The sequence below is a fragment of the Streptomyces sp. NPDC001393 genome, assembly GCF_053597455.1.
This window is the reverse complement of record NZ_JBSFIH010000018.1, coordinates 132,973-154,302: the sequence shown is the minus strand read 5'-3', so window position 1 is coordinate 154,302 and position 21,330 is coordinate 132,973. Positions and strand designations below refer to the sequence as shown.

Annotated in this window: 21 protein-coding genes; 11 read left to right on the top strand and 10 right to left on the bottom strand. The window is 73.1% G+C overall.

What is annotated here, in order from left to right; all coding sequences use genetic code 11:
- The 3 genes from ACWC2T_RS21270 to ACWC2T_RS21260 form a co-directional block, all read right to left on the bottom strand.
- The coding region (locus tag ACWC2T_RS21270; protein ID WP_450671896.1) for an LCP family glycopolymer transferase at nt 1-566 on the bottom strand (566 nt) is incomplete at its 3' end.
- Nucleotides 567-882: 316 nt separating this feature from the next.
- On the bottom strand, nt 883-1,245 hold the full coding sequence (locus tag ACWC2T_RS21265; protein WP_450671895.1) for an ArsR/SmtB family transcription factor: 363 nt from the start codon (nt 1,243-1,245) through the stop codon (nt 883-885).
- A 164-nt stretch (nt 1,246-1,409) separates the two neighbouring features.
- Nucleotides 1,410-2,522, bottom strand: coding sequence for a TerD family protein (locus ACWC2T_RS21260; RefSeq protein WP_450671894.1), 1,113 nt, complete (start codon nt 2,520-2,522; stop codon nt 1,410-1,412).
- 256 nt (nt 2,523-2,778) lie between these two features.
- Here ACWC2T_RS21260 and ACWC2T_RS21255 point away from each other — a divergent pair, with 256 nt between their 5' ends.
- Nucleotides 2,779-3,045: a GlsB/YeaQ/YmgE family stress response membrane protein gene (locus tag ACWC2T_RS21255; RefSeq protein WP_450671893.1), complete on the top strand. Its 267-nt coding sequence runs from the start codon at nt 2,779-2,781 to the stop codon at nt 3,043-3,045.
- An 11-nt stretch (nt 3,046-3,056) separates the two neighbouring features.
- Here the strand turns inward: ACWC2T_RS21255 and ACWC2T_RS21250 are convergent, their stop codons facing one another.
- On the bottom strand, nt 3,057-3,818 hold the full coding sequence (locus ACWC2T_RS21250) for a helix-turn-helix domain-containing protein (protein ID WP_450671892.1): 762 nt from the start codon (nt 3,816-3,818) through the stop codon (nt 3,057-3,059).
- Between the two features lie 86 nt (nt 3,819-3,904).
- On the opposite strand from ACWC2T_RS21250, the gene ACWC2T_RS21245 reads away from it, so the two are divergent.
- The gene (locus ACWC2T_RS21245; protein ID WP_450671891.1) at nt 3,905-4,903 is read left to right on the top strand and encodes an LLM class flavin-dependent oxidoreductase; all 999 of its coding nucleotides are present in this window, start codon (nt 3,905-3,907) and stop codon (nt 4,901-4,903) included.
- A gap of 656 nt (nt 4,904-5,559) precedes the next feature.
- Here ACWC2T_RS21245 and ACWC2T_RS21240 read toward each other — a convergent pair.
- Entirely contained in the window at nt 5,560-6,165 is a 606-nt protein-coding gene (locus tag ACWC2T_RS21240; protein ID WP_450671890.1) for an Rv1733c family protein, read from the bottom strand.
- A 404-nt stretch (nt 6,166-6,569) separates the two neighbouring features.
- Between ACWC2T_RS21240 and ACWC2T_RS21235 the strand changes: the two genes are divergently transcribed.
- On the top strand, nt 6,570-7,064 hold the full coding sequence (locus ACWC2T_RS21235) for a pyridoxamine 5'-phosphate oxidase family protein (protein WP_450671889.1): 495 nt from the start codon (nt 6,570-6,572) through the stop codon (nt 7,062-7,064).
- Between the two features lie 85 nt (nt 7,065-7,149).
- Here ACWC2T_RS21235 and ACWC2T_RS21230 read toward each other — a convergent pair whose 3' ends face one another.
- The 3 genes from ACWC2T_RS21230 to ACWC2T_RS21220 form a co-directional block, all read right to left on the bottom strand.
- Nucleotides 7,150-7,914, bottom strand: coding sequence for a TIGR03943 family putative permease subunit (locus ACWC2T_RS21230; protein WP_450671888.1), 765 nt, complete (start codon nt 7,912-7,914; stop codon nt 7,150-7,152).
- Complete coding sequence (locus ACWC2T_RS21225; protein WP_450671887.1) at nt 7,911-8,951, bottom strand: permease; 1,041 nt, start codon at nt 8,949-8,951, stop codon at nt 7,911-7,913. The genes ACWC2T_RS21230 and ACWC2T_RS21225 overlap by 4 nt, the downstream gene beginning before the upstream one ends.
- A gap of 276 nt (nt 8,952-9,227) precedes the next feature.
- Nucleotides 9,228-10,766: a nitrilase-related carbon-nitrogen hydrolase gene (locus tag ACWC2T_RS21220; RefSeq protein WP_450671886.1), complete on the bottom strand. Its 1,539-nt coding sequence runs from the start codon at nt 10,764-10,766 to the stop codon at nt 9,228-9,230.
- Between the two features lie 137 nt (nt 10,767-10,903).
- On the opposite strand from ACWC2T_RS21220, the gene ACWC2T_RS21215 reads away from it, so the two are divergent.
- The 3 genes from ACWC2T_RS21215 to ACWC2T_RS21205 all read left to right on the top strand — a co-directional run bounded on the left by ACWC2T_RS21215 (nt 10,904) and on the right by ACWC2T_RS21205 (nt 13,178).
- Nucleotides 10,904-12,130 carry a sensor histidine kinase gene (locus tag ACWC2T_RS21215; protein ID WP_450671885.1) on the top strand — a complete coding sequence of 409 codons (1,227 nt, stop codon included), beginning with the start codon at nt 10,904-10,906 and terminating at the stop codon, nt 12,128-12,130.
- Entirely contained in the window at nt 12,127-12,819 is a 693-nt protein-coding gene (locus tag ACWC2T_RS21210; RefSeq protein ID WP_450671884.1) for a response regulator, read from the top strand. The genes ACWC2T_RS21215 and ACWC2T_RS21210 overlap by 4 nt, the downstream gene beginning before the upstream one ends.
- A gap of 128 nt (nt 12,820-12,947) precedes the next feature.
- A complete protein-coding gene (locus ACWC2T_RS21205) occupies nt 12,948-13,178 on the top strand; it encodes a response regulator transcription factor (protein WP_351210134.1) in 231 nt (76 codons plus the stop codon).
- Nucleotides 13,179-13,286: 108 nt separating this feature from the next.
- Here the strand turns inward: ACWC2T_RS21205 and ACWC2T_RS21200 are convergent, their stop codons facing one another.
- The gene (locus ACWC2T_RS21200; RefSeq protein WP_450671883.1) at nt 13,287-15,092 is read right to left on the bottom strand and encodes an alkaline phosphatase family protein; all 1,806 of its coding nucleotides are present in this window, start codon (nt 15,090-15,092) and stop codon (nt 13,287-13,289) included.
- 247 nt (nt 15,093-15,339) lie between these two features.
- Between ACWC2T_RS21200 and ACWC2T_RS21195 the strand changes: the two genes are divergently transcribed.
- The 3 genes from ACWC2T_RS21195 to ACWC2T_RS21185 all read left to right on the top strand — a co-directional run bounded on the left by ACWC2T_RS21195 (nt 15,340) and on the right by ACWC2T_RS21185 (nt 18,255).
- Nucleotides 15,340-15,753, top strand: coding sequence for an SRPBCC family protein (locus ACWC2T_RS21195; RefSeq protein WP_450671882.1), 414 nt, complete (start codon nt 15,340-15,342; stop codon nt 15,751-15,753).
- A gap of 202 nt (nt 15,754-15,955) precedes the next feature.
- Entirely contained in the window at nt 15,956-17,056 is a 1,101-nt protein-coding gene (locus ACWC2T_RS21190; protein ID WP_450671881.1) for a hypothetical protein, read from the top strand.
- Nucleotides 17,056-18,255, top strand: a complete 1,200-nt coding sequence (locus ACWC2T_RS21185; protein WP_450671880.1) for a PP2C family protein-serine/threonine phosphatase — start codon at nt 17,056-17,058, stop codon at nt 18,253-18,255. The genes ACWC2T_RS21190 and ACWC2T_RS21185 overlap by 1 nt, the downstream gene beginning before the upstream one ends.
- Nucleotides 18,256-18,271: 16 nt before the next feature.
- On the opposite strand, the gene ACWC2T_RS21180 is transcribed toward ACWC2T_RS21185, so the two are convergent.
- Nucleotides 18,272-18,622: a DoxX family protein gene (locus ACWC2T_RS21180; RefSeq protein WP_450671879.1), complete on the bottom strand. Its 351-nt coding sequence runs from the start codon at nt 18,620-18,622 to the stop codon at nt 18,272-18,274.
- Between the two features lie 61 nt (nt 18,623-18,683).
- Here ACWC2T_RS21180 and ACWC2T_RS21175 point away from each other — a divergent pair, with 61 nt between their 5' ends.
- Both ACWC2T_RS21175 and ACWC2T_RS21170 read left to right on the top strand, forming a co-directional pair.
- Nucleotides 18,684-19,580 (top strand): LysR family transcriptional regulator, encoded by an 897-nt coding sequence (locus ACWC2T_RS21175; RefSeq protein WP_450671878.1) that lies wholly within the window; start codon nt 18,684-18,686, stop codon nt 19,578-19,580.
- 197 nt (nt 19,581-19,777) lie between these two features.
- The gene (locus tag ACWC2T_RS21170; protein ID WP_450671877.1) at nt 19,778-21,310 is read left to right on the top strand and encodes a hypothetical protein; all 1,533 of its coding nucleotides are present in this window, start codon (nt 19,778-19,780) and stop codon (nt 21,308-21,310) included.
- The last annotated feature ends 20 nt before the right edge of the window (nt 21,311-21,330 follow it).

Here is a 21,330-nt window from a genome sequence, read left to right as displayed (position 1 = left end):
GTGGACTGGTGGGTGGCGCTGTCCGTGCAGGCGGGCACCTGGGTCATGGTGTCGCGGGGGATGCTCATCACCGTCGCGTTGGAGCGGTCCGCGGATATGTGCAGCACCATCTCCACGTCCGCATTGCTGCCGGTCTGCACGCCGGTCTTCGAGCAGCCGCCGCCGAGATCGCAGTCGGCCTTGCTGGTGCGGCCGTCCGAGCCGATGACCAGGATGTTGATCGGAGTGCGGCCGAAGGCGTCGGCCTTCTCGCTGCCGCCCTTGCCGTCGAGCGCGACGCTGTTGATGTTGCCGTTCAGGTGCTCGTAGAACCACCAGCCCGCACCGGCCGTCACCACGATGATCACCGACAGGCCGATCCCGAGGCCCTTCAGCACCTTCCTGCCACGGCCCACCGTACGGGCCCGGCGCCCCCGCCTGCCGCCTTGCCCGCGGGAGGCCGCCCGGGCCGCGGCCCGGCCGCCCGGCCGAGGCGCACCGTCGGGCTCGACCGCTCGCTGTCCGGGCACCCGCGCGCTACGGCTGCGCGTGGCCTGCCCGGTGGGCCCGTCCCACGGGTCGCTCATCTCCCACTCCCATGAACGGTCGGGCCTGTCAGGCTGGGCCGTGGGATGTACGGCTCAGCCCACGCGGCGAAGTCCGGGCGGGCGGAACGTGCCGCTCGCCATGTGCTTGCGTGGTTGCGCAATCTAACAAAACCTATGGCCCGAGCAGCACAGATACACACATGATTCACAGGTGAGGCATCTCATGGCTGCGTGCGGACCGGGACGGTACGGGAGCGGGAGTCTACGCGCCTCAGATAAGAGCGGCATACAGACCTTGCAGGAGAGCGCCGTACACACGACGCCGGCACCGGCCCGACGGGGTCGCCTGGCGCCCTCAGCCACCGATCCGGCGCAGCCCGTGAGCAGGGCCCGACGGGCGCGCCGAGCGCGCCGTCAGCTGACCGACCATCACCAGGACCAAGGTCACGACGTCGGGGTCGTCGATGTAATAGACCTGCCGTCGGCCCTCTCGGCGCGCGCGGACGAGTCCGGCGAGCTTGAGCTTCGCCAGGTGCTGGCTGACCGCCGGGAGTGCTCCGCCCACCCGGCCGGCGAGATGCGTGACATCGCTCTCCCCCTGCGACAGCGCCCACATCAGATGCAGCCGGGCCGAGGAGGCGAGCAGGCCGAACGCCGCGGCGGCCTCGGCGAGCACCTCGGCGGGCGGGTCCTCGAAGCCGGCGGTGCTCTCCGTCACAGCCCTCTCCCGTCCCCGCCCTCGCCACAGCCGACGCACGTGCGCCCACCCAGTGTAGGCATCCGGTTCCGGCGGTCGGGCACGGCCGGGGCAACCGGCCGTGCTCCCCGGGACCGGGCGCATGCTCGCGGGACGGCAGGAGAAGTCCGTCCTTTCCGGCGGACTCAGTCCTCGTAGAAGTTGTTGACCACGACCTCCGGTTCGTCGTCGTCGAACGCCTCGTTGAGCAGCGCGCCGCCGATGAGGCCGGCCGCACCGGCGCCGATGAGCGCGCCCGCGCCGAAGCGCCGGCCGCCGCCCTGCTGGTGATGGTCGTGGTCCGCGTATGACTCGCCGTACGCCTGCTGCGGGTACCCCTGTTGCGGATAGCCCTGCTGGGGATAGCCCTGCGGCACGGGCTGGGGATAGCCCTGCTGGGGCGGGGTGTAGAACGGGGGGACCGTGGTCTGGACGCGCTGGGCGCAGGCGCCGCAGGTCTGGACGGGCCGGGGCACGCCCCACTGGGGTGACCAGGTCACGGTCGTCACGCCCGGGCCGTGGTTGGGGTCGAAGAAGCAGGTCACGCTGGAACTCCCGGTGGTGGGTTGAGATGGGGTGAACGCCGGGGCCGGCGGGGCGGCGACCGGCGGCTTGAGCGGGGCGGGCGGCACAGGGGTGCCGGCATTCGGCTGCGGTGCGGCGACCGGGTCCGGAGCCGGGCTCGGGGACGCCTCTTTCAGTACCGCCACGCCGTAGTCGGTGGCGATACCGGCGAGTCCCGAGGCGTAACCCTGACCGACCGCGCGGAACTTCCACTCCGCGCCGTGCCGGTAGAGCTCGCCGAAGACGAGCGCCGTCTCGGTCGACAGGCCGCCGGACGCGAGGTCGTAGCGGGCCAGTTCGGTGCCGCCCTCCCGGTCCAGGACGCGGATGTGCGCGCGGTGGACCTGCCCGAAGGCCTGGCCGCGACTCGCGCCCTCGTACAGCGACACGGTGAAGACGACCTTCTCGACCTCGTCCGGGACCCGGGTCAGGTCGACCTCGATCCGCTGGTCGTCGCCGTCGACCGGGCTGCCGCCGCCGAGGTGGCGGACCGAACCGTCGGGGCTGCTCAGGTTGTTGAAGAACACGAAGTGCTCGTCGGACGGCACCTTGCCCGACGCGGCACACAGCAGCGCGCCGGCGTCCGGTTCGTACCCGGTGTTCGCCTGCCAGCCCAGCCCGACCGTCACAGCAGTCAGACCGGGGGCCTGCTTGCTCAGCGACACATTGCCGCCCTTGGTCAGGGAGACACTCATCCACGCCCTCCGCAGCCGCTCGTACTTCCCGCGTCCATCATGATCGACGTTCCTGAGGCCCGCCGAGTTCCTCGATTGCGCAATGTCTTAATCATGTAGCAGAACCTCGACGGGTCATCACCAGAGGACCCGCACAGGCCGGCACCCCTTGTCCCGGCCCGCCGACCTGCCCCTAGGCTTTGCGCAAACAGGCACACCAAGTGTCGGTCTCCGGCGCGCTCGGCGCGGATCCCGACCCGACGGGAGGAACAACACCATGGGCATCATCGGCTGGATCATCCTCGGCCTGTTCGCCGGAGGCATCGCCAAGATCCTGCTGCCCGGCCGCGACCCGGGCGGCCTGATCGGCACCACTCTCATCGGCGTCGCGGGCGCCTTCGTCGGCGGCTGGCTCTCCGCCCGCTTCCTCCACCGCTCGGTGGAGAAGCACTTCTTCGACCTCTACACCTGGGGCGCGGCGATCGCCGGCTCCCTGGTCCTGCTCATCGGTTACCGCATCCTCTTCGGCAACTCGCGGGACTGAGCGGACGCCGGTCAGGGGGTCCGCTGGATGTCCCGGTGTGCCGCGGCCGTTGCCAGGGCCTGCTGGGTCGCCGGGTCGGCCGGCAGGAACGCCTCCAGTTTCAGCTCGGCGAGGGTCACGTCGACGGCGGTGGCGAAGGTCGTCACGGTCGTCATGAGCCGCAGCTCGCCGTACGAGGAGGACAGGTGCAGCGGCACCGCGAAGCCCAGGTGATCGGCGGCGGGATCCAACTCTGGTACGTACGTGCGGAGTTCGTCCCGCAGCTCGGGCAGGTGGCCGAGGCGGGCCAGGATGTGCCGGGACCACTCGGCGAGATTGCCGATGCGCGGGGCCAGACCCTGCGGATGCAGTGCGAGCCGGTAGGCGTTCCTGCCGGGGCCGACGAGTTCCGCCGCGGCGCCCTCGGTGAGCACGTCCAACGCCTCGTTCGCGGCGACCAGATCACCGCCCCGGTCCACGACCAGCGCCGGATACGGCAGATGCCCGCGCAGAATGTGGTCGATCGCCGTGCGCACCGGGGCCAGCTCGGGCGCGTCGAGGGAGCTTTCGGGGTAAGCGGGCGCGAACCCGGCGGCCAGCAGCAGCTCGTTGCGTTCACGCAGCGGCAGTTCCAGCGACTCGGCCAGGCGTACAACCATGGTGCGGCCCGGGACGGATCGGCCGGACTCGATGAAGCTGAGGTGGCGCTGGGTGGTGCCCGCCCGTAGGGCCAGGTCGAGCTGGCTGAGGCGACGGCTGGTCCGGCAGGCGCGCAGGGCGCGGGGGAAGTCCACGCGCCCGTTCTAGCGCCCGGCGCGGCCTCCCGGCCATTCCCTGGGGGGAATTGTCGCGCCGCCGCCCGGACCGGAGCATCGTCGCCATGGACATCGGCGTACTGCTCCCGACCGGCACCTCACAGTGGGGTCCGGGCGACGACCCGCGTGAACTGGTCGCCTTCGGCCGCCGGGCCGAGCGCTCGGGCTTCTCCTCCCTCTTCGTCAACGACTCCCTGATCAGCCCGCGCATCGAGGCCCTGACCATGCTGGCCGCGCTCGCCCCGGCGACCGAGGGCGTGACCTTGGGCACAGCGGCCCTGATGCCGTTCCTGCGTCGGCCGGTGCAGACCGCGCAGACCCTTGCCTCCCTCGACCTGCTGTCCGGCGGCCGGCTCACCGTGGCCGTCGGCGCGGGCTTTCCCGGCCGCTTCGGACGGCCCCTCTACGACCTGTCCGAGGTGCCGTGGGAGCGCCGCTTCGCCCGGCTGGACGAGACCGTCGCGCTGTGGCGGGCCCTGTGGAGCGGCGCGGACTCCTTCCGGGGCGAGATCCTCCGGTTCGACGGCATCCCGCCGGCGACCGCGCCGTACCGGCCCGGCGGTCCGCCGGTCTGGCTCGGCGGCGGCACCCCGGCGGCGCAGGCCCGTACCGGCCGGCTGTACGACGGCTGGCTGCCGTATCCGCCCGACCCGGCCGACTACGCCTCCGGCCTGCTGAACGTGCGTGCGGCGGCGGTCGGCGCCGGACGCCGGGCGCAGGACGTCACGCCGGCGCTCTTCGTCTCCGTGCGGGTCGACGAGGACGGCGAGGACGGCGGCCGGCGGGACCTGGAGGAGTACGCGCGTGCCGTCTACGGCATGCCGCTGGCGGAGCTGGAACGGATCCAGGCGGTCGTCGCCGGCTCCGCCGAGCAGGTACGCGCACGGCTCACCCGGTTCGTCGAGGCCGGGGCCCGGCACCTCGTCGTCCGCCTGGGCGCGCTCGACCTGACCTCCCAGCGCGAGCAGCTCGAACGCGTCGCCGGCCTGATCCCGGCGCTGAAGGCGTCGGCCGCGGCCGCGACACCGGCGGTGCTGCCGGTCCAGCCGGACCGGGTGGCCTGAGCGGCTCGCGGGAGGAGTGCGGACTTCGGCGTGGGCCGCGTGCGACGTTCAGGTAGGCCGTGTCGTTCGCGGGGTTCGTGTCGAACGCCGGGGTACTTGGACGGCGACGGTGCCCTTCGGGATGCGCACCATCAGGGTCGAGTAGGCACAGCCGTCGACGTGCGACGGGAAGTCGAGCCCTCTGTGATGGTCACGGACCGGTCGTACACCTCACCCGGCTTGGGCCCGGCGGGCGGCAGCGTGGAGACCACCAGATCGGGTGCCGGGTCCTCGGCGTGCGCGGGCGGATCGGCCATGCGGAAGGCGTGCCGACCGTGCCCCGCTCCCGGGAGTACGACGCGGAGGCCGCAGGGCCTGGTGGGACGGCGGGTTCCGTGGTGTGCTGGTAACGGCGGGAAGGACCGAGAACAGACGCGGAGAAGCGGCCGGCAGCCGTGCACCGCGCAATCCGGATCCGCGAGAAGCGGGTGGCCCTTCCCGCCCTGCCGTCCCCTCTCACCCGTCCCGGCTCCCCGCACCGGCCGCACCGCGCATCCAGGACCTGGGCACGCAGCGCGGCGTCGGCGTGACGTACGGATGCGGCGCCCTCCGTCCACCGGGGTTCGGCGCCGACGGTGCCCCCGGACGGAGCGGGTCGGCGGCCCGGTGCCGGCTGCTCAGCCTCGTCCGCCGCCGCTGAAGTTCCCCCACCGAGGGCCGATCTGCTTCCACTCCTCGTCCCACTCGGCCATGCGCCGCTTGATCAGCCGGCTGCGCACCACCCAGCCCGCACCCCAGACCGCCGCGCCGGCCGACGGCGCGACGAGGACGCCGGTGAGGGCCGCCTGGAGATCGGCGGCGGCACCGGTGACGGGCGCGGACACCACATGGCCCGCGCGGTTGGTCCACACGGTCACCTGCGATCCGGTGGGGGCACCCGGGGAGACCTTCGCGCGGTCGGTGTGCACGGTGCCGTGGACGTCCGTCCAGCGCACGGTGGCCCACACCCGCCCGTCGTCGTAGCCGGTCCCGGAGGCCGGGGTCCGCGCCGCGTCGTCGGTGAGGACGGCGGACACGGCGTGCACCTGGGCCTGCCGGGCGGAGAACGCCGCGCCGGCGGTCTGGGCCGCCATGAGACCGGCCACGGCTCCGCCGAGAACGGCGAGTACCCAGGTCACGAGGACGATCCAGGCCTCGACGACGTCGCTGTGCCGCCGGAGCGAGTTGCGTCGCCAGCGCCACAGCCGTACCTGACCGACCGTCGTGGGAGGTGTCCGGTTCATCGTCACCGCCTCCTCTCGCGCACCGGCGGCTCAGCCGCACCCACTCCACGTACCCCTCGCCGGGCAGGATCGCGCCGGGCGGGCGGCGAGCGGGCTCGGGGCGGTCTCCCGGACCCGGCCGTCGAGTGTCACCACACCATCGTGCACCTCAATCCGGGATGTCGGCGGGGTGAGAGCCGAAGACGCTCACGACGACTTCCCGCCCACCCCTGTCGACCGGCGGAACCGGGACGTCCGGCCCTGCCGCCGTGGGCCGAAGGACACTGTGTGGAGGGCGTGGGACGGGTGACAGTGGGGATCAGCAGCGGCACCGACTGCGTCGCTCCGTCCCCGCATGGCCGCGCACGCCGAAGGCCAGGCCCTGGGAAGGCGGGGAGAGTCCCACACCTGCGAAGAAGCCAGCCATGATCCGTGACAGCTCGCCGGCGCACCGGCGCATCGACCTCGACCCGGTGGAGGCGCTGCGGCTGCTGGAGAGCGTGTCCCTCGGGCGGATCGTCTTCACCCGGCAGGCCCTTCCCACGGTCCGCCCGGTCAGTCATGTCCTCGACGGCGGCGACATCGTGATCCGCACCCACGAGGGGGCGGAACTGACCGCGCACCCGCAGCAGGCCGGCGACCAGGGTGTGGTGGTCGCCTACGAGGCCGACGTGATCGACCCGGACACGCATCTCGGCTGGAGCGTGGTGGTCACGGGCTACGCCCGGCTCGTCACGGACCCCGCGGACCTGGCCCGGGTCCGGGCGCTGCTCGCCCCGTGGGCGCCGCAGGAGGGTGTCGACCACGCCGTGCGCATCCGCCCCTCGCTGGTGACGGGCGTACTCCTGACCGGCACACCGGCCGTGCCCGTGAAGGGCTCCGCCCGGCCGACCCCTCGGACGCCGGGGTACTGCCGGTAGTGCCGGTACGACGGCCGGGCCTTGTCGTACCGGGCCCGCGCGGCCAGTGGGGCCCTCCCGCGCCCACGACGCCGAAACTCCCTGCTCAGCCTTCCTGGGACGGCGTGAGCGGCAGGTCGTCGGTGTAGGCGTTCACCGGCTGGGCGATGGGGCGGGTGACCTTGGCGTCGAGGGCGGCCGACGCGGTCCTGTTGCCGAGGGTGCCCTGGGGGTGCCAGGTGCCGGTCACCGCGAGCCAGGTGTTGGCGGGCGGGGCCCCGGCGCCGTACACGTGGATCTTGACGGTCTGTGAGTCCGCCGCGCAGCACGTGAAGATGATGCGGGTCAGGTACCAGCCGATGCCGTCCTCGGCCGGGGTGACGAAGCCGGTGAGCCGGACTAGCCGGTTCTTGATCGCCCGGCTGGGGTCCTGTTGGACTCGCTTGGTGAAGTCGGTCAGGGTCAGGGGCAGCGGTGAGGTCGCGGGCAGCGGGGCGAAACCTTTCTGCACGGCGACCGGCTTGGCGTTCGAGCGTGCCGCGGTGTACGCGCCGAGGGCGGGCGGCGCGTAGCAGAGCAGGCTGATCGCCGGGAGGAACAGCAGCCAGGCGATGCGCGGGGCGCCGGAGTGGCCGTGGCCTTGGTCGTCAGGGCCGGGGTCGGATTCGTGATCGTCGTGGCCGCTGTGCTCCGGTCCGCCCCGTGCGGCCGCCGCGGCGAGGCCGAGCAGCAGCAGGACCACGCCGGAGGCGATCAGCACAGGCCGCAGACCGGGCTTGACGTAGCGCAGATAGGTGTCGGTGAAGAGGGCCGCGTGCAGCAGCCCGATGCCGGTCAGGGTCAGGAGGAGGATCTGGACCGGGCGTCTCACAGCAGCGCGCCTCCGATCAGGACGCTCGCGGCGACCGCCACGAGGGTGGTGGCCGTGGAGAACCGCCAGGCGAAGGCCCGCCCGAAGGTGCCCGCCTGAAGGGCGATCAGCTTCAGGTCGACCATCGGACCGACCACCATGAACGCGAGCCGGGCGACCGGGGAGAACCCGCTCAGCGAGGCGGCGACGAAGGCGTCGGCCTCCGAGCACACCGCCAGCAGCACGGCGAGTCCGGCCAGGAAGAGCACCGACAGCCAGGGTGAGCCGGAGAAGGCGTCGAGCACGGAACGCGGCACCGCGACGTTGAAGGTGGCGGCGGCCATGGCACCGAGGACGAGGAAGCCCCCCGCGTGCAGGAAGTCGTGCTGGAAGCCGAGCCGGAACTCGTTCCAGCGGCTGCGGCCGTGCCGGTGGCCGGTGTCCCGGTACCGCAGGACCGGCCGCAGCCACTCCTCCTTGCCCAGCCAGAGCCACAGCCAGCCCATCACGGCCGCCGTCGCGAGGGAGGCGAGCAGCCGGGCGGCGACCATCGCGGGGTTGCCCGGGAAGGCGACGGCGGTGGCGGTCAGCACGACGGGGTTGATGGCGGGCGCGGAGAGCAGGAAGGCGAAGGCTGCGGCCGGGGTGACGCCGCGTCGGATCAGGCTGTGGGCGACCGGTACGGAGGCGCACTCGCACCCCGGCAGCACCGCCCCCGCGGCACCGGCGACGGGCACCGCGAGCGCGGGCCGCTTCGGCAGGACCTTGGTGAACAGGTCGGCCGGCACGAAGGCGTTGATCGCGCCCGACAGGGCGGTGCCGAGGAGCAGGAAGGGCAGTGCCTGGACGGTGATGGCCAGGCACACGGTGCGCCAGGCCTGGACGGCGGGCCGGCTCAGCCACCGGGGCTCGGCGAGGACGAGCACGGCGATGGCACCGAGCGTGATCACCAGGGCGGCACCGAGTGGCCACGGCCGGATGCGGCGCACGGACGGGGCACCGGCGGGGACGACCGTCACACCCTCGGCCACGCCAACCAGTTCATCCGTTTTTTCCATGATCACTCCGGATGTCGGTGTCTGGCCGACGATAAGCGAGGCAAGCGCCCCGGATGCGCGTACACGCCGCCACACGACCGACCCGGATGCCGCGATGCGTCCCATTGGCGGCGCCGGTGGGCCACGTTCGACGCCATGCTGCTGCGGGCACAGCGCCGAGGAGCGCGGCCGTGCCGAGCCGATGATCGAACGCAGCGACGACTCGGCGGCGAAGCCCGGCTCCACCGCGCAGTCCGCCCTGAACGCGCAGTCCCGGACCTGCATCCGCACCCGTCGTCACCGGTCGGCCGGGCGGCGGGGGCGGACGAGGGCGGTGACGGTGAGCGCCGCCAGGGCGGCCAGACAGAGCCAGGCGAAGGTGTCGCCGATGCGGTCGTAGACCGTGGTGACGCCCCGCACGGGCACGAAGGCGACCATGGTCTGGCGGCCGGTCGCGAAGTAGTCGGCGGTGGCGAGTACGTGGCCCTGGTCGTCGTATGCGGCGGAGACGCCCTCCGCGTCCTGGCGGATCAGGGAGTAGCCGCCCTCGACGGCGGCCGACGCCGCCTTGTCGGTGTGTGCGGCACCGTACTGCTTCCAGTCGTGCGCGGGCAGGAGCATGATGTCGGCCCGCGTGCGCATCAGGGCCGGGAAGTCGGCGTCGTAGCAGATGACGTTGGCCAGCCGGCCGTACGGGGTGCGCACGACCGGGACATGGCCGTCGCCGGGTGTGAAGCGCTCCGAACCGGGGATGGGGTGGGCCTTCTGGTAGGTCCACAGCACGGTGCCGCGGGGGTCGATGAGCATCGCCTCGTCCCGGCCGTAGGCAGGCGCGGCGGTGCTGTAGACGCGGACTCCGATCTCCAGGTAGATGCCCGAGCGGCGGGCCTGTTCCCGGGCGGCGGCGACGGCGGCGGGCTCCTGCCGCTCCTGGGTCCTGACGGCTTCCTCGGGCCAGATCACGATCTTCGCGCCGGCGGCGGCCTCACGGCGGGTCGCGGCCAGCAGGTCGTTCTCGACCGCGGTCATGGCCGGCCGCACCGCGTCGGCGGGCGCCGCCGCGACGCCGCCCCGGCCGTCGGCGAACCGGGCGAGCGTTGTCTGCAGCCGCTCCGTCACGGTGCGGGAGGGGCTGACGCCGGCGATCCGTACGGTCGTGCCCTGCGGCGGGAGGAACGCCAGCCGGGCGCCGCCGGCGAGCAGGACACTCAGCAGGACGGCGGTGCAGGCGAGGCCGGCGCGCCAGGAGGGACGGTCCCAGATGCGGCCGGCCGTGCTCGCGACGCAACCGATGAGGAAGCCGATGCCCCAGGGGCCGGTTACCGAGACGACCTGCAGGAGCGGGAGTGCCGAGTGCTGGGTGACGGCCAGGGAGCCGTACGCCGTCCCGAACGGGGACAGCAGAGTGATCAGGAACTCGGCGCCGGCGACCCCGGCCGGGAAGACCAGGGCGGCCGGTGCGGGGCGCAGCCGGCGCACCAGCAGTCTGTCGACCAGGAAGGGCAGTGTCTGCAAGGCGGCCAGGGCGAGGGCCCCGGCGAACACCACGGCGTTGAAGCCGATCGCCGACTCCTGGACCCAGAAGACGGCGGCGCCGAGGTGCGCCAGCCAGATCCACAGCGCTCCGGACCAGGCGCGGCTCGTCCGGCTGAAGCGCAGGAGCAGGACGGGGAAGATCCAGGCGGCGACCTCGATGTCCCACCGGCCGCCGACCGCGAGGAGCATCGCCCCGGTGCCGAGCGCCAGCAGGGGCCAGGTGTGCCGGTGGGCGTGTGCGGGACGCGCGGGAGGGTGCGCCGTCGGGTGGGGCGGTGCCGGTACGGCTGTGTTCGTCATGCTCGGGACGCTAGGGCGGCCGGCCCCGGCCGCACCTCGGCCCCGATGCCGATCCTCGGCACAGTGACGCATCTTTCGATGCGCGCCCGGCGGCGGATCCGACGCGCCCTGCGGGTCGTCTAGCCTGACGGACCGAGATGAGCGCCCAGGTGAACGCCCTGCCCCGAGCCGCACTGCGATGGCTCGCCGACCGACCGCGTCTGACGGACGCGTTCTGGGTCGGCGGCCTCACCCTGGCCGACATGGCCACGGTGCTGGACAGAACACCCCGGCCGCCGGCCTGGGGGGTGGCCCTGTGGGGCGCGCAGACCGTGCCGCTGCTGTGGCGCCGGACGCGGCCGCGGACCGTTCTCGTCGCGATGACCGCCCTGTACGTCCTGTTCCAGGCGCTCGGCCCGATCCCGGGGAAGGTCCCGGGGCCGTTCCTGCTGATGCTCGGCGTCTATGCCGTGGCCCGGCACGCACCGGCGTCGGCGAGCGTGCCGCTCACCCTGTGCGGCCTGGCCACCACCGCCGTCACGGATGCATTGACCGGTAACTGGCAGCCACCCCGTCCCGGCTCGCTGGCGCCGATCACGGTCACGACGTTCGCGTTCTTCTTCGCCCTGGCCTGGCTGCTGGGGTACGGGCGGCGCCGGATCGACGCCGACGCGGAACGGCTGAGCGAGCTCAACCGGCGGCTCACGGCCGAACAGGAGCTCAACGCCCGACAGGCGGTGCTGACCGAGCGGGCGCGGATCGCCCGGGACCTGCATGACGTCGTCGCCCACCACGTCAGCGCCATCGCCCTCCAGGCACGCGCCGCCCAGGACGTGCTGACCTGCGGTCCGCCCGATGCGGGTGAGGCCGCGCAGGGTGTCGGTCGCATCGCACGGACCGCGGACACGGCGCTCACCGAGATGCGGCGGTTACTCGGCCTGCTGTCCTTCGGCGAACGCGACCTCGCGCCCGAGCCGTCCCTGGACCACATCGACCTGCTCGTCGGTGTCGCGACCTCGGCGGGGTGCCGCGTCACCTGTGTCTGCGAGGTGCCCGCGGACAACGCGCTGCCGACCGGGATGCAGGTCTCGGCCTACCGGGTCGTCCAGGAGGCGCTGACCAACGTCGTCAAGCACGCCGGTCCCGTCGGCGTGCGGGTCGCCGTACGCGGGGACGAGGCGCGGCTCACGATCGAGGTGGAGAACGACGCACCGGCCTTGGACCACCGGCCGGTGCCCGGAGCCGGGCGCGGGCTCGTCGGCATGCGGGAACGGGTGGCGGCCTTCGACGGCGAACTCTGCGCGGGGCCACGGCCGAACGGCGGCTGGTGTCTGCGCGCCGCCCTGTCCGCGCGGGGCCCCGCCACGGCACGGGAGGACGGATGACCGTACACGTGCTCGTCGTGGACGACCAGGAGATCGTGCGGACCGCTCTGCGTCTCGTCATCGACCGCCGGGAGGGTCTCTCGGTCGTCGGAGAGGCGGCCGACGGCGAGCAGGCCGTCACCCGGGCCGTGGCGCTGCGGCCGGACGTGGTGCTGATGGACGTACGGATGCCGGGCACGACCGGCGTCGAGGCCACCCGGCGGATCGTTCGGGACTGGCCCGGGCCGGGGCCGGTGCCGCGGGTGCTGGTGCTGACCACCTTCGACCTGGACGAGTACGTGCACGCGGCGCTGCGCGCCGGGGCCGTCGGCTTCCTGCTGAAGAACAGCCGGCCCGACCAGATCGCCGAGGCCATCCGTGCCGCGGCCGACGGCGAGTCCGTGCTCGCCCCGAGCGTCACCCGGCGCCTGATCGACGCCGTCACGGCGCTGCCGCCCGCCCTCCTCGCCCCCTCACCGGAGTCGACACCGGAGGCCGCCGTGCTCACCGAGCGCGAGATCGAGGTCCTGGTGCTGGTCGCGCGGGGGCTGTCGAATGCACGGATCGCGGCGGACCTCGGGCTCAGCGAGGCGACCGTGAAGAGCCGGGTCAACCGCATCCTGACCCGGCTGGGTCTCGAAAACCGGGTCCAGGCAGCCCTGTTCGCCCATCGGGCCGGTCTGGCAGGACCGGGTCCACAGGTGGTGTAAACCATTCCCCGTTCCCTGTGACACGCCTGTGACAGTCGGCGGACACCCTCATGAAGTACGGCGACCAACCTGGAGGAACAAGGGCAAATCGCCCAAACGGTCAGAGGTCTCGCCCGGAGGACTGCCCCATGAGCGCCACTCTCGCCACTGCGCACACCGAAGCCCCCGCCCCCGCGCTGGCTCCGCGCGAGCGGGAGACGCTCCGGCACATCGCCGCCGGCCGCACCTATCTGCAGACCGCCCGCCACATGGGACTGTCCACCCACACCGTGGACGCCTACCTGCGCCGCATCCGGGCCAAGCTGAACATCACCAACACCGCCGAGCTGACCCGCGTCGCCATCGCGCTGGGCATGTGATCGCCGGCCACGGGGGACGGCGGAGGGGGCAGCGGCCCAGGGAGTGAGGATCCGTGGGCCGCTGCGCCGGGCGGTGAGGACGCGTGGGCCGGTTCTCGTCGTGGCCGGTCAGCCGACGGTCAGGGAGAACGGTCCGGCGAGGACCGAGTATCCGTCGTTGGCGAGGTAGTACACGTCGTACTTCCCCGCTCCGCTCAGTTTGCCGGTGGAGAAGGTCAGGGCACCGCCGGCGTTTGGGGCGTAGGACCAGGCCAGCGAGGACTGCTTGCCCGGGGTGACGCCCGCCGGGTAGATCCCGATCCAGTTCTTGGCGTTCGCCTGGGCCGCCGACGGCACCGAGTAGCGGAAGGTGACATTGCCGCCGTCGGAGACCGCGTTCAGGCCGCCGGTGAGCGTCGGCGTGCTCGCGGTGGACGGCGCGAACGCGGCGTTGAGCGGTGTCGCGTAGGTGTCGTTGGCCGTGAGACCCGGCAGGCCAAGGGCGGCTTCGATGGTGCGGCCGATGCCGTAGTGGTCGTAGTGCAGCGGGCTGCTGGTGCCGGCCGGGACGGTGCCCTGGGAGCCGACGACGGTGGTGACCACGTGGTTGTAGGCCTCGTTCTCGCTCTCGTCCCAGGTGAGGATCAGCAGCGAGCGCTCCTGCGTCCAGGCCGGGGAGGCGAGGACCGGGGCGAGGGTCTGCTTCAGCCAGCCGTCCTGGGTCTTCAGGCTGGTGGCGTTGCCGTTCCCGGAGGCCTCGCCGTCGTAGTAGTCGTCGGCGGCGATCCAGGAGAAGTCCGGTGTGGTGGCAGCGGACTTGAGGTCGGTGGTGAGCTGCGTGGTGTCGAACAGGTGGGCCGCGCAGCGCTGGGCGTCACCGCTGATGTCGGTGTAGTTGATGAAGGGCGCGTCGTCGGGCTGGTAGTAACTGTCGTTGTTGTTCTTGGTGTTGCAGGGGGTGCCCATACCCTGCTCGTAGGCCTTCCAGGTCTTGCCGGCCGCCTCCAGGGTGTCACCGAGGTTGCGCTCGGGGGAGTTGATGTTCGGGAAGTAGGTGGCACCCTTGGTGTAGGTGTCGCCGCCGGATATGGCGAGGTAGTTCTCGTCGCTCGGGTGGTAGACGCCGTGGGAGTCGGTGAGCGTGGCGCCCTGGGTCATGAGGCTGTGCATGTACGGCGTGTCTGCCGGGTCGTTCATGACCTCGGAATAGTCCGTGTTCTCCATCATGACCATGAAGACGTGGTCGTAACCGGGGACCTTGGAGACGGGCGGCGCGAGCGGCGCGGGCGCGGTGACCGGGGTGTCCAGGGTGAGGGAGAGGTTGTCGAGGTAGCCGGTCTCGCTGCTCGTCGACAGGAACTGCACCTCGACCTGGATGGAGCGGGTGCCGGCGGGGACCGCGCCGGTGGTGCTGCGCGAGAGGAACTTGGTGGCCAGGCCCCGGTCGCTCGCGGACACGGTGGGCAGCTTGGCGGCGGCGCCGACGGGACTGCCGTTCGCGTCGTGGAAGTGCAGGCTGACCGCGACGTGACCGCTGTAGGTGGTCCAGCCGCCCAGCCAGCCGGAGAGGTCGTAGTGCACTCCCCCGCCGTCGATGGCCGAGGCGGCCGAGGAGACGTCGACGGTCTGCGTCATCGCTCCGTCGCCGAAGTTGCCGGGCCCGAAGAACGCCTTGCCCGGGGCGTTGCCGTCGCTCGGCAGTCCGAAGGAGGCGACACTGTGGCACATGACGTTCATGCCGCCGGCCTCGGTGGTCCAGCCGGGGACGGTGGTGGCGGCGGCCCAGTCGCCGGTGCAGGTGCCGCCGCCCTCCGCGTCGCCGTTGACGATCAGATTGCCGCTGCTCCCGGCCGCCCCGGCGGGGGCGGGAGCGGCGACGAGCAGCGCGCCGAGGAGGGCGAGCAGCCCGCCGAGGGATCTCCAGCGCAGTCGCATACGTGGTACCTCGTCCCGTTGGTGAGGATGCCGTGCGGGGCCTGCCCGCTCGGCCTGACTGTGCACAACGAACGGGACATGAGTACGGGGCGTCGCTGTCGAGCGGAAGAACCCCGACCAAACTTGACCAGACAAGTTCACGGCGCACGGGGTCCGGATCGCAGCGCGGGCCGCGGCGGGCTTTTCGGTCGCCGCACAAGGGGCACGCGGTCGGGGTACGACTCCCCGAGCGGAGGGCGGTGCCACCATGACCGAGTACCAATGGTCCCGCGCGATGCCCGCGCAGCCCGAGCAGGTCTTCGACCAGGCGGCCAACATGGGCCGGCTGGACGCCTGGCTCCCGAACGCCCTGCACGTGGAGGTCGAGGAACCACCCTCCGTCACCGTGCACGAGGACCGCTCGGGACAGGACATGCCCGCCCTGCTGCGAGCCGAGCCCGACCAGATGCGCCTGGAGTGGGGCACCCGGGAGCAGGGCAGCTACACCGGCTGGCTGCAGGTGTCCGGGATCGGCAGCGGGGCCAGCGAGGTGACCGTGCACCTGTCGTTCTTCGACCCCGGTGACGATCCCGGCGAGGAGGCGGTGTTCAACGCGCTGGACGGCAGTCTGCGGCGCCTGGAGGAGCAGGTGCGCATGCACGTCGACAACGCGGGCGGCTGAGGGGGCTGCAGGCCGCAAACCGGGCCTGATTCATTGAGACTTGAACAGGCCAGCCATAAGGCGCACCACGACGATCCCCGCATTTCCCTTATTTGCCTGATGCCCTATCTGTCCGATTATCCTGGGCGGCCTTGCCCTGCCGTCGGGATTCGACGTGGACGACAGGGATGACCGGCAAGACGGGAAAGGGCACGGACGAGGCATGCACACCCCACGGTGGCCGGAGCTCCTCGCGCGGATCGGGCGGGCCGACGGCGCCGAGGCCGCTCGCGCGACCGTCGCGGCCGGTCTGACCTGGCAGACCTGCGCGAGGCTGCTGCACATCTCCGCTCCCTACGCGGGCGCCGTCGCCGCTGTCCTCGTCGTCGAGACGACGGTGGCGGCCACGGTCTCCGCCGCCACCCGCTACGCCGCCGGATGCCTGCTCGGCGTCGTCCTCGCCGTACCCGGCGCGCCGTACGCCGAGCCCGGCGCGGCCGGCCTGGCAGCCGTCGTCTTCGCCTCCCCACTGCTGGCCCGGCGCGGCTTCCTCGGCCACCACGGTCTGCACGTGCCGATGACCGCCCTGATCACCTTCGCCCTGGTCCGCGGCGGTCACTCCGATGAGCTGGCCGCCCATCTCGCGGAGCTCGTGCTGGGCCTCGCCTTCGGGCTGGCCTGCAGCCTGCTGCTGTTCCCCGCCGTCCGCGTGCGCTCCGCCGAGCGGGCGCTGGAGGAACTGCGCCTGCTGGTCGCCCGGCACCTCGACGGCCTCGCCGACGCAGTCGTACGGCACGAGCGGCCGCGGACCGTACTCGGCCCGGCCTGGGAGGACGACCTCGGTACGGCGCTGACCCGGGCCCGCACCGCCGTGGCCGAGGCACACGAGAGCCTGCGCTGGAACGTCCGGCCGACGGCCCGGCGCCGCCGCTGGCACCTGGACGACCGGGTGCTGGGCACACTGTCCGGCGTGGCCGGGCAGGTGACCGCGACGGGCCGACTCCTGGACGCCCACCCGGGCGCGGCCGGGGGATCCCGCAGCGGCACCGCGTTCGTGCAGCCGTACGCCCGCCTGCTGCGGACGACCGCCCTGTGCGCGTACTCCTGCCGAGGCGGCCGACCGCACCCGGCCCTGCCCGCCGCACGGCAGGCCCTCGCCCGGCTCGGCGCACCCAGCAGCGATCCCCCGGACCGGGCCGCCACGGACCAGCGTCTGCTGCGTCCCCTGGAGTCGGCCCTGACGTGTCTGTCGGCGCCCCCGCCCGCTCCGCCCGCCCGGCCCCACCGGCTCCTCGACCCGCTCCGGCCCCCACCACGACGATGATGATCTCTCACACCACCGACCTTCGGGACACCACCGACCCGCACACCGCCGCACCCGCGCACCGGCGGCCGAGGAGACGCCCGCCGGCGCCCTGGCGCCGGGGCAGCGGCTCCCGCGCGTTCCTGGCCGCGGCCCCCGTGCTGCTCATGGTGGTCGTCGCCCTCACCGATCTGCTCACCCCGGACTGGCTCCACGTCTCGCCGGTGATGGCCGCCGTACCGGTGCTGGCCGCCGTGCTGCTCCCGTGCCGGGCGACGGCGGCGCTCGGCTGCGCCGCGCTCGCGATCACGGCGCTGCTCCAGTGGGACGCCGGCAGTTGGGGACACCCGGACGCGGATGTCACCCTCGTCAGCCTGTTCGTGGTCGGACTGACCTCGCTGGCCGCGTGCTCCCTGCGGCAGCGCCGGGAACGGCAGCTGCACCGGGTCCGCTCCGTCGCCGAGACCGCACAGCGCGCCCTGATGCACCCCCTCCCCCGCCGCATCGGCTCGCTCGCCCTGCGCGGGGTGTATCTGCCGGCCGAGTCGGAGGCGCGCATCGGCGGCGACTTCTACGAGGCGCTGCCCACGCCGTACGGCACCCGGCTCGTGATCGGCGACGTGCGCGGCAAGGGCCTGGAGGCCGTCGGCGCCTCGGCGACCCTGCTCGGCGCGTTCCGTGAACTGGCCTACCGGGAGCCGTCGTTGACGAAGGTGGCGGAGCAACTGGACGAGCGGGCGCGCCGGCACATCGCCGCGCTGGAGGGCACACCGGAGGGCGAGCGGCCCAGCGGCGCCGACGCCCTGTTCACCGAGCGGTTCGCGACGGCCCTACTGGTGGAGTTCCCGCCCGGCGAGCCCGTGGCCCGCATCGTGCACTGCGGCCACCCCGAGCCGTACGTCGTTCACCGCGGCGAGGTATGCCCGTACGAGCCGGACCGGCCCGGTGCCCCGCTCGGCCTCGGTGACCTGCTGACGGTGCGGCCCGTGGCCCAGAGCGTGCCGTTCGTGCCGGGCGACCGTCTCGTGCTGTACACCGACGGGTTCATCGAGGCCCGCGACCGCCGTGGCCGGTTCCACGGCCTGGCCGCCCCCGTGCGGGCGCACGCCGGCCGGCCGCTGGAGGCGATGGTGGCCGCCCTCCGCCGCGGCCTCCTGCACCACGTCCGGGGCGACCTCGGCGACGACGCGGCCCTGGTCGCACTCGAGCGGCTGCCGTGAGGTGGCCGCCCGCCGGTCACCTCACGGCCGCCAGTGCCAGCGCCCCCGCCGCCAGCCCGAGGAAGAGGCCCGGGAATCCGATGGTGTGGAACACCCGCGCCCGCACATGGGCGATCACAGCTCCGACGTAGAACAGCACCAGCCCGGCGGCGGCCGCGATCCCGAGGGGACGCGCGCCGAACAGTCCGAGGAGCAGCCCGGCCGCTCCGGCCGCCTTGAGCAGGGCCAGCGTGGGGAGCCAGGCGGACGGCACGCCGACCCCGGCCGAGTTGGCGAGCACGAACGGCGCCTTCGCGAGGTCGGCCGCCGCGATGCCCGCGTTGGCCAGGACGGCCACGCAGGTGACGGACACATAGGCGATTTCCATGGCTCCAACCTCACCTGCAGGGCGGCATGACGTCCAATACCAGCGTCTATAACCTGTGGGAATGGATGTCGACACGCGTCTGCTGCGTTCCTTCCTCGCCGTCGCCGAGGACGGCAGCCTCACCCGTGCCGCCGAGCGTGTGTTCGTGTCCCAGCCGGCCCTGACCAAGCAGATCCGGCAGTTGGAGAGCCAACTCGGCGTACGGCTCTTCGACCGCTCGCGCGCCGGCATGACGCTCACCGAAGCGGGCCGTGAACTCGCGCTCCGGGTACCGGCGTTGGTCGCTTCCTGGGACGACGCGGTGCGCGCCACGAAGGCCACAGGCCGGCGGGCCGCGCGGATCCTGCGTGTGGGGTTCCTGGCGAGCGCGGCCAACGAGGCGACACAGGAGATCGTCGCCGAGTTCGCCCGCCGCCGCCCCGGGTGGCGGGTCGAACTCCGGCAGGCCGCCTGGTCGAACCCGAGCGCCGGGCTGGCCGACGGCGAGGTGGACGCGGCACTGCTGCGGCTGCCCTTCCCCGGCGAGGCCTCCTTCCGGGTGGAGGAACTGTTCAGCGAGGCGCGGTGGGTGGCCCTGCCGAGCGGGCATCCGCTGGCGGGGCACGCCGAGATCGCCTTCCGCGAGCTGTGGGACGAGCCGTTCGTCGCCGCGCCGGAGGAGACCGGCGCCTGGCGCGACCACTGGCTTGCCGCCGACGAGCGCGAGGGGCGGCCGGTCCGCGTCGGCGCGGTCACCGAACAGCCCGACGACTGGCTGAGCGCCATCGCCAACGGGTACGGCATCGCCCTCGCCCCGGAGTCCGCCGCGCGGTTCTACTCCCGCCCCGGAGTGGTGTACCGGCCGGTCACGGGAGTGAGCCCGACACGGGTGGGCGTGGCCTGGGCACCGGCCGACGACCGCAATCCGGTCGTCCAGGACTTCGTCCGCTGCTGCCTGGACCTCGCGCGTCCCTCGTGAAGCGGCGCACTGCGTCCCGCGCTCAGGCCTTCGGCGATCTTGTCGCCCCGGGCCTCGGCCGGCATGCCCGGGGCCCCCTCGGACGCGCCTCGTCCCCCGTGCGGCGCAATCGGGGTGCGCCGGAGGAGCGAGGGTCCGTGACCGGTGTGACCTTGGTGGAAGGAGTGCGCGCAGGAGACCTGCGATGAGGAGGCGGCATGTCCGAGGGAACCGGCGGGGGCGGAGCGGCGCACGCCGCCGTGCTGGACGGCCGGGCCGTCGACGCCTTCGCACAGGTTGGTGCGGTCGCGGACGCCGTGCTCTACGAGGGGTACCTGCTGTACCCGTACCGCCGGTCCTCGCCGAAGAACCGGGTGCGCTGGCAGTTCGGCGTGCTACTGCCCCGCGACTGGGTCGAGCGGGACGGGCCGGTCAGCCCGGGGATCTCCGGCTCTGCGGACTCCTGGTACCAGCAGACCGAGTGCCTGGTGCGCACACCGCGCGCCGACGCGGTCGTACGGGTGCGGGTGCGCTGTCTGCAGATGCAGGACAAGCAGGTCGAGGCGGTCGGCCCGGACGGACGGTACCGCCCGGTCCCGTCGTTGCGGACGGCCGACGGCACCACGCATCTGTCGTTCGAGGAAGCGGTGCCGCACGAGACCGAGCTGGAGCTGCCGCTGCAGGAGCTGCTGCACGGCGGTCGTACGGCCTCGGTCGGCGCGGCCGGCGGCACGGAGGTCGCAGCACTCGCGGACGGGACCGGGCGGACGGTACGGCGGCGCGGGGAGGTGCGGGCCGTGACGACGGTCGTGGCCGAACCGCTCGCGCCGGAGCTGCACCGGTTGCGGGTGCGCACCGAGAACACCGGCGAGGCGACGGACCCAAGGGCCCCGCGCGCCGAGGCCCTGCGGCAGGCGCTGCTCGCCACGCACACCCTCGTCGGCGGGTACGGCCTGGAGTTCGCCTCGCTGATCGATCCGCCCGCCGGTCTGACGCAGCACGCGCGGGGCTGCCGGAACGCGTTCACGTTCCCCGTGCTCGCCGGCCCGCCCCAGCAGGGCACGACGGGCGCCGTGCTGCTCTCCGCCCCGATCATCCTCCCGGACTGGCCCCAGGTGGCACCGGAGAGCCCGGGCGATCTGCACGACGCGGCGGAGATCGACGAGATCCTCACCCTGCGCACGATGCTGCTGACCGACGAGGAGAAGGCCGAGGCCCGGGCCACCGATCCACGGGCAGCGGAGATCCTCGACCGGGTCGAGACCATGCCCCCCGAGGTCTTCGCCCGGCTGCACGGCGCCATCCGGTCCCTGACCCCGGCAGGGACCCGCTCCGGCGCGGACCGGCCCGCCTGGTGGCAGGAGGGCGGCGACGACGGCCTGTCCCCGGCGACCGACACGGTGCTCGTGGCCGGCGTACCCGTCGGCGGCGGCAGCCGGGTCCGGCTGCGTCCGCGCGTGCGGGGCGCCGACGCCCAGGACATGTTCCTGGCGGGACGGACCGCGCAGGTCGCCGCCGTCTTCCACGACGTGGACGGCAGCGTCCACCTCGCGGTCACGGTCGACGACGATCCGGCCGCCGAACTGCACGACTGGTACGGCCGTTTCCACTACTTCCGGCCCGACGAGGTCGAACCGCTCGGTGACTCCGGCGCACCGGGTCCGGTCACCTCACCCCGGCCGCAGCCCCCGCGGCCCCCCGAACGTCCGGCCGGCGGGCCGGAGGAGGGTCGGTTCGATGGACGCCCCTGAGGCCGCCCTCGACCGCCCCC